General features: G+C 47.7%; 13 protein-coding genes. All 13 read left to right on the top strand.

Annotated elements, in window-relative coordinates:
• The first annotated feature begins 198 nt into the window (after window positions 1-198).
• The 13 genes from pyrH (at window position 199) to dnaE (ending at window position 15,624) form a co-directional block, all read left to right on the top strand.
• The gene (pyrH, locus tag F458_RS0111055; protein WP_018983488.1) at window positions 199-936 is read left to right on the top strand and encodes a UMP kinase; all 738 of its coding nucleotides are present in this window, start codon (window positions 199-201) and stop codon (window positions 934-936) included.
• 21 nt (window positions 937-957) lie between these two features.
• Window positions 958-1,515 carry a ribosome recycling factor gene (gene frr, locus F458_RS0111050; protein ID WP_018983487.1) on the top strand — a complete coding sequence of 186 codons (558 nt, stop codon included), beginning with the start codon at window positions 958-960 and terminating at the stop codon, window positions 1,513-1,515.
• A gap of 8 nt (window positions 1,516-1,523) precedes the next feature.
• Window positions 1,524-2,300 carry a polyprenyl diphosphate synthase gene (gene uppS, locus F458_RS0111045; protein ID WP_018983486.1) on the top strand — a complete coding sequence of 259 codons (777 nt, stop codon included), beginning with the start codon at window positions 1,524-1,526 and terminating at the stop codon, window positions 2,298-2,300.
• 52 nt (window positions 2,301-2,352) lie between these two features.
• Window positions 2,353-3,216 carry a phosphatidate cytidylyltransferase gene (locus F458_RS0111040; RefSeq protein ID WP_018983485.1) on the top strand — a complete coding sequence of 288 codons (864 nt, stop codon included), beginning with the start codon at window positions 2,353-2,355 and terminating at the stop codon, window positions 3,214-3,216.
• Window positions 3,216-4,397, top strand: a complete 1,182-nt coding sequence (ispC, locus tag F458_RS0111035) for a 1-deoxy-D-xylulose-5-phosphate reductoisomerase (RefSeq protein ID WP_018983484.1) — start codon at window positions 3,216-3,218, stop codon at window positions 4,395-4,397. The genes F458_RS0111040 and ispC overlap by 1 nt, the downstream gene beginning before the upstream one ends.
• The gene (gene rseP / locus F458_RS0111030) at window positions 4,397-5,749 is read left to right on the top strand and encodes a sigma E protease regulator RseP (RefSeq protein ID WP_018983483.1); all 1,353 of its coding nucleotides are present in this window, start codon (window positions 4,397-4,399) and stop codon (window positions 5,747-5,749) included. The genes ispC and rseP overlap by 1 nt, the downstream gene beginning before the upstream one ends.
• Window positions 5,750-5,809: 60 nt before the next feature.
• Window positions 5,810-8,290, top strand: coding sequence for an outer membrane protein assembly factor BamA (gene bamA / locus F458_RS0111025; RefSeq protein WP_018983482.1), 2,481 nt, complete (start codon window positions 5,810-5,812; stop codon window positions 8,288-8,290).
• A 50-nt stretch (window positions 8,291-8,340) separates the two neighbouring features.
• Complete coding sequence (locus F458_RS0111020; RefSeq protein ID WP_018983481.1) at window positions 8,341-8,856, top strand: OmpH family outer membrane protein; 516 nt, start codon at window positions 8,341-8,343, stop codon at window positions 8,854-8,856.
• A gap of 341 nt (window positions 8,857-9,197) precedes the next feature.
• Window positions 9,198-9,647, top strand: coding sequence for a 3-hydroxyacyl-ACP dehydratase FabZ (fabZ, locus tag F458_RS0111015; RefSeq protein WP_018983480.1), 450 nt, complete (start codon window positions 9,198-9,200; stop codon window positions 9,645-9,647).
• Between the two features lies 1 nt (window position 9,648).
• Window positions 9,649-10,419 (top strand): acyl-ACP--UDP-N-acetylglucosamine O-acyltransferase, encoded by a 771-nt coding sequence (lpxA, locus tag F458_RS0111010; RefSeq protein WP_018983479.1) that lies wholly within the window; start codon window positions 9,649-9,651, stop codon window positions 10,417-10,419.
• On the top strand, window positions 10,420-11,577 hold the full coding sequence (gene lpxB, locus F458_RS0111005) for a lipid-A-disaccharide synthase (RefSeq protein WP_018983478.1): 1,158 nt from the start codon (window positions 10,420-10,422) through the stop codon (window positions 11,575-11,577).
• Window positions 11,570-12,139, top strand: coding sequence for a ribonuclease HII (gene rnhB, locus F458_RS0111000; RefSeq protein WP_018983477.1), 570 nt, complete (start codon window positions 11,570-11,572; stop codon window positions 12,137-12,139). Before lpxB ends, rnhB begins: the two co-directional genes overlap by 8 nt.
• Window positions 12,140-12,159: 20 nt before the next feature.
• The gene (gene dnaE / locus F458_RS0110995; RefSeq protein ID WP_026294628.1) at window positions 12,160-15,624 is read left to right on the top strand and encodes a DNA polymerase III subunit alpha; all 3,465 of its coding nucleotides are present in this window, start codon (window positions 12,160-12,162) and stop codon (window positions 15,622-15,624) included.
• The last annotated feature ends 21 nt before the right edge of the window (window positions 15,625-15,645 follow it).

The raw sequence follows: 15,645 nt of genomic DNA, 5'->3' as shown, positions 1-15,645 counted from the left end.
TAGTCAGATACACTACTGGCACCTCTTCGGAGGTGCTTTTTTATAAGTGAATAATACAAATTACCAGGCGTTACCCGCCTTATTTGGACATCATAAGTAGCGTTTTAGTCGTTTTGTCCCATTTCTTGCAGGTTGGTTGTATACACATCAACGGCACGAGAAATCTGACAAGCCGAGTTCACGAGGACATATCACACAATGAGTATCACACCAAAATCAGCCTATCGTCGCATTTTGTTAAAACTCAGCGGAGAAGCCCTGATGGGGTCAGAAGGCTTCGGTATCGATCCGAAAGTGCTGGACAGAATGGCCCAGGAAATCAAAGAGCTTGTTGAGCTGGGCGTTCAGGTTGGCCTGGTAATCGGTGGTGGCAACCTGTTTCGTGGCGAAGGCCTGGCTAAAGCCGGAATGAACCGCGTAGTGGGTGATCACATGGGCATGCTGGCTACCGTAATGAATGGTCTGGCAATGCGTGATGCGCTTCACCGGGCGTTTGTAAATGCCCGGCTGATGTCAGCGATTCCGCTAAACGGTGTGTGCGATGCATATAATTGGGCAGAAGCTATCAGCTTACTGAAATCGGGACGTGTGGTTATTTTCTCAGCCGGTACCGGTAACCCGTTTTTCACTACTGATTCAGCGGCCTGTTTACGAGGCATTGAAATTGAGGCTGATGCGGTGTTAAAAGCCACCAAAGTTGATGGCGTTTTTGACGATGATCCGGTGAAAAATCCTGATGCGCAGTTATATCCAAAACTCACCTATCAGGAAGTGCTTGAAAAAGAACTTAAAGTCATGGATTTGTCAGCGTTTACGCTGGCCCGTGATCACGGTCTGCCAATCCGTGTATTTAACATGAACAAACCTGGTTGTCTCAAAGCCGTGGTAATGGGGTCCTCGGAGGGCACGTTAATTGACCACGCCGATAAACTATAAAGTAAATAATAGGAAATAATCGTGATTGATGAAATTGAAAAAGATGCGCGTGAGCGTATGGTAAAAAGCATCAGTGCGCTAAAAAGCCAGTTAAGTAAAATCCGCACCGGCCGCGCGCATCCAGCGTTACTTGATGGAATCATGGTGCCTTATTACGGTACTGATACGCCGTTAAAGCAGATTGCCAATGTGGTTGCAGAAGACAGCCGGACACTCGCGCTGACGGTGTTTGATAAAAGCGCAACACAAGCAGTTGAAAAAGCTATTATGCAGTCTGATCTGGGCTTAAATCCCATGAGTGCAGGTACTACGATTCGTATCCCAATGCCCGCACTTACTGAAGAGCGCCGTAAAGATCTTATCAAAGTTGTCCGCAGCGAAGCTGAGCAAGGCCGGGTAGCCATTCGCAATATTCGCCGTGACGCGAACAGCGACATCAAAGAATTGATGAAAGAAAAAGAAATCAGTGAAGATGAGAGCCGCGCCGCAGAAGAAAACATTCAGTCTCTGACCAATGACTATGTCAAGAAAGTTGATGAGATGCTGGCGGATAAAGAAAAAGAGTTAATGGAAGTCTAAGCGTTCTCATGTTATCAAAGCGGTCAAAAACCGCCCAGACTGAGGCGGTCCTGCCTGAAGTAGCCGGGCCGCGTCATGTCGCTATCATCATGGATGGTAACGGCCGCTGGGCACAGAAAAAAGGTAAGATTCGTACGTTTGGTCATAAGGCCGGTGTCGAATCTGTTCGTTCAGTGGTACGCTTTGCCCGTGAATCGGGAATTGAGTCGTTGACCCTTTTTGCCTTTAGCAGCGAAAACTGGAAACGACCTGAAGAAGAAGTCAGCGTATTAATGGAACTGTTCAACTTTGTGTTGAACAATGAAGTGAAACGGCTACATAAAAATGACGTTCGTCTAAAGGTCATCGGTGATACCTCAGCGTTTGATGATAAGCTTAGAGCGAAGATTCAAAAAGCCGAAGTGATGACGGAAGGTAATAGCGCGCTGGTGTTAAATATTGCGGCAAATTATGGCGGTCGCTGGGATATTACGCATGCAGCCCGAAAAATGGCTCAGGATGTAATGTCAGGCAGACAGGCACTGGACGCTATAGACGAAACAAAATTTGGTGAGTACATCTGTATGGCTGATCTACCTGAACTGGATTTGTTAATCCGGACGGGCGGAGAAAGTCGCATTAGTAATTTTTTATTATGGCAGTGTGCTTACGCAGAATTATATTTTACTGATGTTCTCTGGCCTGATTTTAACGAGGCAGTATTTCAGACGGCGGTAGATGATTTTAAGGCCCGTCAGCGACGGTTCGGTCTTACCGGCGAACAGGTCAGCACACCACAAAGCTAATCATCACAATGGCCTGCTGGTGGGCTGATATCAAGGAGCTTAATAGCCACTCATGCTAAAACAACGAATAATAACTGCACTCATTCTTGCGCCTCTGGCGCTTTACGCCATTGTTTATCTGCCAATCTGGGGGTTTCAAATAGCCATCGCTGCGGTGATTGGTTTGGGCGCTTACGAATGGGCCGCCATGTCAGGTATCAATCCGCGACCTAAGAAAGTCGCATTGATGATATCTGCATTTATTGTTTGCATGCTCTTGTCCCTGATAGTTGATGAACAGGAGATTTGGTACCAGGGGCAATTACACGGTGTTTACCATGTAATCCTGGGGATCGCGGCCGTGTGGTGGATCATTTCGCTGGTTATGATTATTGCATACCCAAAATATTCTTCCGTCTGGCGAAATAGTCGCGGCATTCGGGTCATGTTTGGTGCATTAACGCTTATCCCTACGTGGGTGGCGGTGGTTAGCTTACGTACCAGTTTGCATGATGTAGATGAATTTTATGGCTCCTCTCTGATTTTTTATGTCTTGGGTATTGTCTGGGCGGCGGATATCGGGGCTTTTTTCGTCGGTGTTAAGTTCGGGCGCCACAAACTGCGGCCAAATGTGTCGCCGGGCAAGACACTCGAAGGGTTATTAGGTGGGGTTACAGCCTCTCTTGCAATCATTGCGTTTGCTGCCTTGCATTATCAGGTCGAGCCATCCCGGATCTGGTTACATGTGCTTATTGGCTGTATTACGGTTAGTGTATCCGCGTTGGGCGATCTCAATGAAAGCATGCTTAAACGCTGTGCAGGTATCAAAGACAGCGGCAAGCTGCTGCCAGGCCATGGCGGCGTACTTGATCGCATTGATAGCCTCACCGCGGCCTTCCCGGTATTTGCATTCTGTTATGTAACCTGGATGGCGTAATGCAGACAATTACTATACTGGGTGCAACAGGTTCCATAGGTTGCAGCACACTTGATGTGATCGCCCGGCATCCGGATAAATATCGTGTTTTTGCAGTAACAGGTAATACGCAGCTTGAGCGACTGATGAGTCAGGCCAAAGCATGCTCCGCCCGCTATGTAGTGGTGGCTGATGAAAATCACTATGTCCGTGCTCAGGAACTGGCCAGTGCGATGAATGTGCCCGCGCAGATTCTTTGCGGTGCGCAGGCGCTGGACCATGTAGCCAGTGCGCCGGAAGTGGACGCTGTTATGGCGGCAATTGTTGGTGCGGCTGGTTTACTCCCCACGCTGGCTGCCGTGAAAGCCGGCAAGCGGGTAATGCTAGCTAATAAAGAAGCTCTGGTAATGTCAGGGGCATTATTTATGGATGCGGCACGCCAGTGCAACGCAACGATCCTCCCTATAGACAGTGAACATAACGCTATTTTTCAATGTCTGCCGGCGGATTTTAAATATGGAAGTCTGGAACAATCCGGCATCAGCAGTATTTTGCTTACCGGCTCCGGTGGCCCGTTCAGGGAGCGCCCTCTTGAAAGTTTTGCCGACATTTCAGTTGAAGAGGCTTGTTGTCATCCTAACTGGAGCATGGGCAGGAAAATTACGGTTGATTCTGCAACGATGATGAACAAAGGGCTTGAGTTTATTGAAGCCTGCTGGCTGTTTGGTACTTCCGCTGATCAGGTCAAGGTGGTTATTCATCCTCAGAGCACGATCCACTCGATGGTGCAGTATGTCGATGGCTCAGTGATTGCGCAGATGGGGAATCCCGACATGCGTACGCCAATCGCTTATGGTTTAGCCTATCCTGAACGAGTAGATGCCGGCGTTGAAGCCCTCGACTTTATGACAGTAGGCTCACTGACCTTCGACCAGCCCTGTCATGATCGCTACCCTAATTTGCAATTAGCCATCGACGCCTGTCGGGATGGACAGGCTGCAACCACGCGCTTAAACGCAGCGAATGAAGTGGCAGTGGCCGCATTTCTGAACAAAGAAATTGCATTTACCGATATTGCCAGAGTCAACAGCGAAACGTTGAATCAATTGGAACCAATCACGGTCTCTACACTCCAACAAATTCTCGAGCAGGACACCCTTGCCCGGGATAAAGCTTCAGCATTAATCAGAGGTTTACGCTAGTGTTTTCATTTTTGTGGAGCCTTGGAGCGTTTATTATTGCGCTGGGTATCCTGGTTGCCGTCCATGAGTGGGGGCATTTTTATGTTGCTCGTTTATGCGGCGTGCAGGTGGAGCGTTTCTCGATTGGTTTTGGCAAGCCATTGTGGCGCCGAAAAGATAAGAAAGGGACTGAGTTTGTAATTGCAGCCATTCCGCTGGGCGGCTACGTGCGGATGCTGGATGAACGGGTAGATACCGTTTCTCCGACCCTAAAAGATAAAGCATTTAACAATAAATCTGTCGCTCAGCGCATGGCGATTATCGCTGCCGGGCCGGGTGTTAACTTTATATTTGCCATCTTTGCTCTTTTTGTGATGTATCTGATTGGCCTGCAAACCGTCAAACCCGTCGTCGGGGAGGTTGCGCCTGCATCTATCGCGGCCGAGGCAAACTTGCCAACACAGGCCCAGATTATTGCAGTTGGAAGCCGGGACACAGCCGATTGGGAATCGGTTAATTTTGAACTGGTTTCGTATATTGGTAAAACCTCGGTTCCAGTAACACTACAAAATGCTGATCAGGGCACGATAACGCGAACCTTAAATATATCTGACTGGAACTTTGATCCTGAAAAAGAGTCTGCATTAGGCAGCCTGGGGATTACTCCGTTTCGGCCTGATGCCACACTTCGGTTAGCTGTTGTGGCCGACGAAAGTCCGGCCAAGCGAGCAGGTCTGCAGGTAGGTGACACGTTAATCAGCCTGAATGGAGAGCCCATCGAGAGTTGGGCATCGGTGGTTGCCCGAATCGGTGAAATGCCGGGTGAAAATGTAATGTTAACGGTGGATCGGGATGGACAAGCGCGTACGATTAATGCCACGATCGCCCGACGTGATACAGAACAAGGCCAAACAGGTTATCTGGGCGTCAGCCCTGAATTTGAAGATTGGCCGGAAGGTTATGTTTTTGTTCATCAGTACGGGCCGGGGGAAGCACTGGTCAGGGCAGGGGACAAAACATGGCGCTTAATAACACTAAGCGTATCAATGGTCGGTAAATTGTTAACCGGCGATGTGGCGCTTAACAATTTGAGTGGGCCTATCTCTATTGCTCAGGGCGCTGGAGTCAGTGCAGGGTATGGTCTGGTATATTTTCTGAGCTTTCTGGCATTGATCAGTGTCAATTTAGGCATCATCAATTTGCTCCCTCTTCCCATGCTTGATGGCGGACATTTAATGTACTTTGCCATTGAGGGAGTGACCGGAAAACCTGTCTCCGAAGCAGCACAAGAATGGGGATTCAGGATCGGAGGGCTGATACTGATAATGATAATGGGTATCGCCATCTTTAACGATATTAGCCGCATCGCCTGAAGAGGGTGCAGCGCTAAACGACATACATCAAAGCAACGCGGCGCAGGATAAGAAGAATAGATGAAGTTAAGACAGTTAGTAGCAGCCGGAGTCATTGTTTCCAGTGCTAGCTTAGCCAACGCGGCAACATCAGAACAGACCCAATTCGTCGTCGAAGATATTCGTGTAGAAGGTTTACAACGTGTTGCACTGGGTGCAGCACTAACCTATTTACCGGTTGAAGTTGGCGACAGGCTGAATTCATTTCGGGTTTCCCAGGCTATTCGTTCACTTTATTCCTCGACGCACTTTGAAAGTGTTGAAGTGCTTCGCGACGGGAATACACTGGTGGTGAAAGTTGCCGAACGTCCTACCATCAGTAACATCATTTTTGAAGGCAACGACGACATTAAAGATGAGCAGTTGCAGGAAAGTCTGGATGGCAACGGTATTCGAATCGGTGAGCCGCTGGATCGTACGGTGCTTACGTCTATTGAAAACGGCTTAAAGGATTTCTTTTACAGTATTGGCAAATATAACGCGGATGTGTCGGCGATTGTAACACCGCTACCGCGGAACCGGGTTGACTTAAAATTACTTTTTGAGGAAGGCGACGCGGCAGAAATCCGTCAAATCAATATCGTGGGTAATCAGGAGTTTACTGACTCTGAACTCATGGAAGATTTGGAGCTTCAGTTCGATACACCCTGGTGGGATTTTTTATCCGAGACACGTTATCAGCAGCAAACGTTGCAGGGTGATATGGAAACGGTAAAAAATCATTATCTTGATCGCGGTTATCTACGATTTAACATCGACTCTACCCAGGTTTCCATGACCCCTGAAAAAGAGGGGATCTATATCGCTTTGAATGTTTCAGAAGGCGAGCAGTATACGATTTCCGGGGTCGAACTGGTTGGTGATTTGCTGGGTAATGAGGAATATATTGGGAAAGTATTACCATTGACCGAAGGTGAGCTTTATAACCAGGCTGAGGTGACTTATACCGAAGAGTTTATCGCGAAATACCTTGGGCGTTTTGGTTATGCTTATCCGGAAGTAACCACGGTTCCTGAAATTAACGATGAAGATAAGACGGTACACTTAACACTGTCTGTCGATCCGGGCAAACGTATTTACGTAAGGCGGATTAATTTCAATGGCAATACAGTCACAGCGGATGATGTACTTCGTCAGAATGTTAACCAGATGGAAGGTGCCTGGTTATCAAACAATCTGCTTGAATCGTCAAAAAATCAGTTGTCACGACTGACCTATATGAAAGAGGTCGAATTTGAAACCACTCGGATTCCGGGTCAGGAAGACAAGGTTGACGTTGATTTCAACGTACAAGAGCAGCCTTCTGGTTCGTTCAACGCTGGTATTGGTTATGGCGACAGAACAAAACTGAGTTTGCAGGCGGGTATTCAGCAGGATAACTTTTTGGGAACTGGTAAGCGGGTTGGCTTAAATCTGAGCACGGTGTCTTATCAGAAGTCGGCCCAGATCACCTACAATGATCCGTTTTTTACTATAGATGGCATCAGTTTGGGTGGCTCCATCGGATACAGCGAGTTTGATGGCTCTGATTTTAACGTTATTCAGTATAATTCAAAGCGGATATCGGTGGGTGCCAACGTCGGTTACCCCATTGATGAAATCAATCGCATCAACTTTGGTATGACATATTCAAATGTCGAACTGTATAACACTGGCTATTATGAGCAGACCGAACAGTTTTATGATCAATTCCGCGGCGGCGACCCTGAAGCGCCTATAAAATATGACAGCTATCTGGCGAGTGTGAGCTGGAGCCGAAATACACTCAATAGAGGACTATTTCCAACCGCAGGCTCCTCTCAGCGGGCTACGTTTAGTGTTACGACGCCTAACTCGGACGTTAATTATTTTAAAACGGTATTTGATACTAAGTTTTATTTCCCACTATCCAGAAATCAAAAGTGGTCAGTGCTTGCGCGTCTGCGCCTTGGCTATGGTAATGGTTACGGTGACGTAGATGGTGATGAACAGATATTGCCTTTCACGGAAAACTTTACCGCAGGTGGTGCAGACACCTTGCGCGGTTTTGAAAATAATACGGTAGGTCCTCGTGGTATCCAGCTATTTACTAATGGACGGTTGATTGGTCCGGATGGTGAAACATATCCGGGCGACCCTTCGGATGCACAAATCGCTATTTCACCACGCTCGCTTGGCGGGAACGCCATGGCGCTGGGTGGATTGGAGCTTATCGTGCCTACACCTTTTGTCGATGAGGAAATGGATAACTCAGTCAGAACCAGTATATTTTTCGACGTAGGTAATGTCTGGGACACGGAGTTTGATTATTCAAGGTACGAAGGTTTAACCCAGGCGAATTTACAACGATCAGGCCGGTTAATAGACTATTCTGACTGGAAGCAGTATCGCAGTTCGGCTGGTTTGTCTGTACAATGGATTTCTCCGATGGGCCCAATGGTATTTAGTTTTTCTAAAGCCATCCAAGAACGTGAAGGCGATGACGCAAGATTCTTCACCTTCAATATCGGGCAAACATTCTAATTTAAAAAAATGATAACAGCGTCTCATAAATAATTAAAAAGGAGCTCCTTTTGAAACAGTTGGCAAAACATTTTGTAGCAACCGCGATATTAGGCAGTGCGTTGGTTAGCGGTTCGGCCATGGCTGAACAGAAAATCGGCGTTGTAGATGTACAAAGCGTGTTTCAGGCAATGCCTCAGGCTGCTGAAATCGCAAATAACATTCAGATGGAATTTAAAGACCAGATCGACGAAGTTAATCAACTTCAGCAAGATGGTCAGTTCTATGCAGAACGCTTACAGCGTGATGCGGCCACCATGAGTGACCAGGAGAAAAAAGAACTGCAACAGAAAATTCAGAGTGTTCGTCAGCAACTTGCAGAGAAAGGCCAGCCACTGCAGCAGAATATTCAGCGTCGTCAGAATGAAGAGCGTAATAAACTGTTGGGCCTGATCAAACAAGCCATCGACGGCGTTGCGGATAAAGGCAACTTTGATCTGGTACTCACCTCAAATGCGGTATCGTTCACTAAAGAACAGTATGACATTTCTGAGCAGGTACTTAATCAGGTTAAAAAAACCAACTAAGTGACTTACCTCCATTGAGGCTGACACAGTTGATTTTTCAAAAAACAGGTCCGACCGACCCGCATCAGGTGTTGGTCTGACTTGTTTTTTGCGTTAAAAAGCGTATGGTTGCCGCCGATTTCAAATTCCAGTCAGTCAACCTTCCGGCGATTGCTACACCCATTCAATATCAATGAAAATAGTGTCGCTGCGAGCCGGTATAATAACGCTTATCTATCTTGATGAATCGTGTACTTGAGATTTAACAGGGCATAAGCGACTATTATCCGAAAGGTAGGCGACGACAGCATACCGCCTGCGCCGACAAAAGATAGCAGCGGTCAATGGCATAGGAGAGACTTTTGGCCAACTCACTTAATACAATTGATATTCAGGAAATTCTTGAATTACTTCCCCATCGATACCCATTTTTATTGGTAGACAGAGTTACTGATTATAAAATTGGTGAATCCATCAAAGCTTATAAAAATATCACCATGAATGAACCCTGCTTTACCGGGCATTTTCCGGATCGGCCAATATTTCCTGGCGTGATGATTCTGGAAGCGATGGCGCAGGCGGCAGGTGTACTCGGTTTTAAAACCATGGGTAAGTCGGACAAACTTTATCTTTACGCTGGCATCGACTGTGCGCGATTCAAACGGCCGGTGGTACCAGGGGATCGCTTGGATTTTGATGTAAGTCTAATTAAAGAGCGCAGAGGAATTTGGAAATTTAAGGGTACCGCGAGCGTGGATGGTGAGAACGCTTGTGTCGCCGAATTTATGTGTGCAATCAGAGAGATCGTATAACGTGATTCATTCTACTGCCGTCATTTCAGACACCGCTAAAATTGGCAACAATGTCAAAATCGGCCCGTTCTGCTACGTTGGAGACAACGTAGAGCTGGGTGATGACTGTATCCTGGAAAGCCATGTGGTAATAAAAGGACCGAGTAAAATTGGTAAGGCCAATCGCTTTTTCCAGTTTTGTTCCATCGGCGAGGACTGTCAGGACAAAAAATATGCCGGAGAACCCACAGAGCTTGTCATTGGTGACCATAATGTATTTCGTGAAGGTAGCACCGTACATCGTGGAACGGTACAGGATGACGGTATTACGATCCTGGGCTCTTACAATCTGCTTATGGTAAATGCCCACGTCGCCCATGATTGTGTGTTAGGCGACAATGTCATTCTGGCAAATAATGTTTCGTTAGCGGGCCATGTCCATCTTGGTGATTTTGTTATCTTTGGTGGTGGCGCTGCTATCCATCAGTTCGGCAAAGTGGGAGACCATGCTTTTGTTGGTGCCGGGGCCATTGTGCTTCGCGATGTACCGCCCTACGTGATGGTCAATGGGCAGAAAAATGTCCCGGCGGGTATCAATTCTGAAGGGTTGCGCCGCCGCGGTTTTAGCTCAGATGCCATTATGGCTATAAAGCGCGCATATCGTACTATTTATCGTGCTAATAACACCATAGAAGAAGCCATTGAAAAGCTTAGTGACAGTGCTAAAGAAACGCCGGAAGTTGCTACTCTGGTTGAATTTTTAGAGCATGCTGAACGTGGAATTATCCGCTAGATGAGTGATGACCGACCGCTTAGAATTGGTGTAGTGGCAGGGGAGCCCTCAGGCGATGTATTAGCGGCCGGCATGATAGCGGAGCTTAAGCGTCGTCATCCTGATGCAATTATTGAGGGTATCGGCGGTGACAATATGCTTGCCGCTGGTTGTCACTCACTGTTTGACATGGAAACCTTATCGGTCATGGGACTGGTGGAAGTGCTGGGGCACTTGCCTGCTATCCTGAAAATCAAAAAATCACTGGTGGCGCATTTTAAACAAAACCCACCGGATATCTTTATCGGTGTCGATGCCCCTGATTTCAATTTGCGGGTAGAAACTGAGCTTAAACGCGCAGGGATTAAAACAGTTCACTATGTCAGTCCGACAATTTGGGCATGGCGCGAAAGCCGGATACATAAGATTGCAAAAGCTGCAGATTGCGTACTTGGTTTGTTCCCGTTTGAAGCGCAGGTTTATGCCAAATATAACGTGCCTTATCGTTTTGTAGGCCATACTCTGGCTGATGCGATTGCACTTTCACCAGACCGAAGTCTGGCAAGAACCAGTCTTGGCTTAGCGCAGGAAGGCACGGTTCTGGCGGTATTACCAGGCAGCCGTAACGGTGAAATAAAAACACTGTTACCCATTTTTGTGGAAACTATGGTGATGGTTTCCACTCAGATCCCTGATTGCAGGTTTGTCATTCCCGCGGCCAACAAGCATCGATACAAAGATATCAGCGATTATCTTGATGAGCATTTGCCGGCTGGGCTTGAGCGTGCTCAGATCACACTAACCCACGCAAATGCGCGGGATGCGATGATAGCCAGTGATGCAGTGCTGCTTGCCTCTGGTACTGCGACCCTCGAAGCAATGCTATGTAAGAGCCCCATGGTTACCGCATATAAGCTTTCTCCACTGACTCACAAGATTATGCAGTATCTGTATAAAGCCCCGTTTTTCGCATTACCTAACTTATTAGCCGGTCGTCAAATCGTGCCGGAATTGCTACAGGAAGATGTAAATCCTCATACCCTGAGTGAGCACCTACTGGCGCTTTTAAAAAACGATAACCGGGCACTGATAAAAACATTCTGTGAATTACATGAAACATTAAAGCAAGACGCGGATAAACAATCTGCATCTGCCATACTGGACCTTATTGATGCCTGAATATATTGCCGGAGTCGATGAAGTCGGACGCGGACCTTTGGTGGGAGATGTTGTTACTGCCGCTGTGATTTTAGATCCTGACCAGCCGATTGAAGGTCTTACAGATTCAAAAAAACTCAGTGCAAAAAAACGCGAACATTTTGCCGCGCTAATTAAAGCGCGGTCACTGGCCTGGTCCATTGGCCGAGCCTCGTCTGAAGAAATTGATGCGATTAATATTCTTCAGGCGACAATGCTAGCAATGCACCGGGCTGTAGAAGGGCTGCATATTGAACCTGATTTTGTTTATGTAGATGGCAATCGCTTACCAGCATGGCACTATCCGTCCGAGGCCGTGGTCAAAGGTGACACTATGTATGCGCAAATATCCGCAGCTTCAATTCTTGCCAAGGTTGAACGGGATGATGACATGGTAGCCCTTGACCGGGCGTACCCGCAGTACGGTTTCGCCGCGCACAAGGGGTATCCTACCAAGGCACATTTTGCAGCATTGGCCGAATACGGGCCTCTGGCGTGCCATCGCAAAAGCTTTCGGCCGGTACAGGCCGCGTTAAAGTCCTAATCAGTTTATAAGTAGGTTTTATGACATCGCCCTTTATTCACCTTCGTGTACATAGCGATTATTCAATGATGGATGGCCTGAATAAGGTTAAACCGTTATTGGAAAAAGTGTCGGATATGAATATGCCGGCTGTGGCACTGACTGATCAGATGAATATGTGTGGTCTGGTGAAATTCTATTCAGAGTGTCACGCCCGCGGGATAAAGCCCGTAATAGGCACTGATTTTTGGGTCACTAATGAAGCATTTGGTGATACACCTTTCAGGCTGACGTTGCTGGCAATGAATAACGAGGGTTATAAAAATATAACCATCCTGATTTCAAAAGCTTATTTGCGAGGTCATATTGCTCACCGGGCGGTGATTGATCAAAGCTGGCTGGCAGAGCATGCTGAGGGTGTTATCGTACTTTCCGGGGCCCAGGCCGGTGATGTAGGTGTCGCCCTGACAAAAAACAATCAGGCCCTGCTGGATGCTTCACTGGACTTTTATCAAACTCACTTTCCGGATCGGTTTTACCTGGAGTTACTTCGCACCGGCCGGCCGGGCGAAGAGGACTATTTGCATCGCGCCGTTGATTTGGCCGACCACGTCGGTTTACCGGTAGTGGCGACCAACGAAGTCTGTTTTGTCAGTTCAGAAGGCTTTGATGCCCATGAAATTCGCGTTGCGATCCACGATGGATATACCCTTGAGGATGTACGCCGGCCTAAAAAGTACAGTGAACAGCAGTATCTTCGCTCTGCAGAAGAAATGGTCGAGTTATTCAGTGATATCCCTGAAGCGATTGAAAATACTGTAGAAATTGCTAAGCGGTGCAATGTTACGGTTCGGCTGAATGAATACTTCCTGCCGCAATTTCCCACCGGCGGCATGACCACTGAAGACTTTCTGGTAAAGGTCTCCCGTGAGGGGTTAGAAGAGCGTCTGGCTTTTTTGTTTCCCGATGAAGTACAAAGAGCGCAGCAGCGGCCAGCCTACGATGAGCGACTGGACATTGAGTTAGGCGTTATCAATCAGATGGGATTCCCCGGGTACTTTCTCATCGTAATGGAATTTATCCAGTGGAGTAAGGACAACAATATACCGGTAGGACCTGGTCGCGGCTCAGGCGCGGGGTCGCTGGTTGCTTATGCCCTTAAAATTACCGATCTGGACCCACTAGAATTTGATTTGCTCTTCGAACGGTTTTTGAACCCGGAGCGGGTCTCCATGCCCGATTTTGATGTTGATTTTTGCATGGATCGGCGCGATGAAGTTATCGAACATGTCGCCGAATTATATGGCCGCCAGGCAGTTTCACAGATTATTACTTTCGGTACTATGGCAGCTAAAGCAGTGGTGCGGGATGTGGGAAGGGTGTTGGGCCATCCATACGGCTTTGTCGACCGTATTTCCAAACTGATACCTTCTGATCCAGGCATGACCCTGGGCAAAGCATTTGAAGCTGAGCCACGCTTACCTGAGCTGTATGATGACGATGAGGAAGTAAAAGATCTTATCGATATGGCGAGGATCTTAGAAGGGGTGACCCGCAATGCCGGCAAACATGCTGGTGGCGTTGTCATCGCCCCGACCACAATTACTGATTTTGCCCCGCTTTACTGCGATGATGAGGGCAAGAATCCGGTTACCCAGTTTGATAAAAACGATGTGGAAACCGCTGGGCTGGTAAAGTTTGACTTTCTGGGCCTGCGCACACTGACCATTATCCAGTGGGCTATCGACATGATTGAAGAAGGAAAGGGTGAGAAAATCGACATCACCGCGATTCCTTTAGAAGACGCTCGTAGCTTTCGTATGTTGCAAAAGGCAGAAAGTACTGCGGTGTTCCAGCTTGAATCCCGAGGCATGAAAGAGCTTATTAAACGGCTCAAACCGGATTGCTTTGAAGATATCATCGCTCTGGTAGCCCTGTTCCGGCCCGGGCCGCTGCAATCTGGCATGGTTGATAACTTTATTGATCGAAAGCATGGACGCGAAGAAATTTCGTTTCCGGATGCTGATTATCAACACGACTGTCTCAAACCCATTCTTGAGCCAACTTACGGTATTATCCTGTACCAGGAACAGGTTATGCAGATTGCCCAGGAAATGGCTGGCTATTCGTTAGGTGAAGCTGACCTGTTGCGCCGTGCGATGGGTAAGAAAAAACCGGAAGAAATGGCCAAGCAGCGTGCGGTGTTTGCCGAAGGGTCAAAACGCAATAATATTGATCCTGATCTGGCAATGAAGATATTCGACCTGGTTGAAAAATTCGCCGGCTACGGGTTTAACAAATCGCACTCTGCTGCTTATGCACTGGTGTCTTATCAGACATTGTGGCTAAAGGCACATTATCCAGCTGAGTTTATGGCAGCGGTTATGTCGGCAGATATGGACAATACCGACAAGATTGTAACGTTGGTGGATGAGTGTCAGCGCATGGGACTGGAAATTTTGCCTCCAGATCTTAATGCTGGCCGGTACAAGTTTACCGTCGATGAAAAAGGGCGCATTGTTTATGGGATCGGCGCCATCAAAGGGGTGGGAGAAGGTCCCATTGAAGCGATTATCGAGGCGCGGGAACAGCATGGCAAATTTTCCGATCTGTTTGATTTTTGTGCTAAAGTGGATATCAAACGCGTAAACAAACGTGTACTGGAAAAGCTGGTTCAGGCTGGTGCTTTAGATAATCTGGGACCGCACCGTGCCGCTTTGATGGCAAGTTTGCCTGAAGCTATCGCCGCGGCCGGTCAGCATGCAAAAGCAGAATCTTTTGGCCAGTCAGATATGTTCGGCCTGCTTACTACAGAACCAGAAGAGGTTGAACAGGCATTTGCCGATGTGCCGCAATGGCCTGAAAAAGTCTGGCTTGAAGGTGAAAAAGACACCCTCGGGTTGTATCTTACCGGGCATCCCATCAATCAGTACGCCCGGGAGATTCGACACTATACAGACGGCAGACTGGTGGATCTTAAACCCACGGGTAAAGAACACCTGGCGTCAGCGGTGGGCCTTGTGCTGAGTGTTAGGGTGTTAACAAATAAACGCGGACGGCGCTGGGCGATTGTGACACTGGACGATAAAAGTGCCAGAATGGACGTCCGTTTTTTTCCGGATATGTACGAGCAGTTTGAAAGTATTCTGGAAACAGACAGAATTTTGCTGATAAAAGGACAGGTCAGCTTTGATGATTTCTCCGGGGGCAATACAATCACGGCCCGGGACGCTATGGATATTGTGCAGGCGCGGGAACGAAACGCGCGGGCACTTTCACTGCAAATTGATGCACAGCAATGGCAGGAAGATAAGCTGACAGCCTTGCAAGATATTTTACAGCAATTCAATGGTGGCAGTTGCCCGGTTGAGTTACATGTATTGCATCCGGATGCCGAAGCAGTGCTGACATGTGGCGCCCAGTGGTATATCACTCCCGAGGACCAGTTGTTGCACGATTTGAAGCAATGTCTGGGAGAGCAGGCGGTTACCCTCAGCTATCATTAGTCTGACCGGGGTGAGTGGCAG

It is taken from the genome of Salinimonas chungwhensis DSM 16280 (assembly GCF_000378185.1).
In the GTDB taxonomy this organism is placed as follows: Bacteria; Pseudomonadota; Gammaproteobacteria; order Enterobacterales; family Alteromonadaceae; genus Alteromonas; species Alteromonas chungwhensis.
This window is presented reverse-complemented; position numbering and strand designations above follow the sequence as displayed.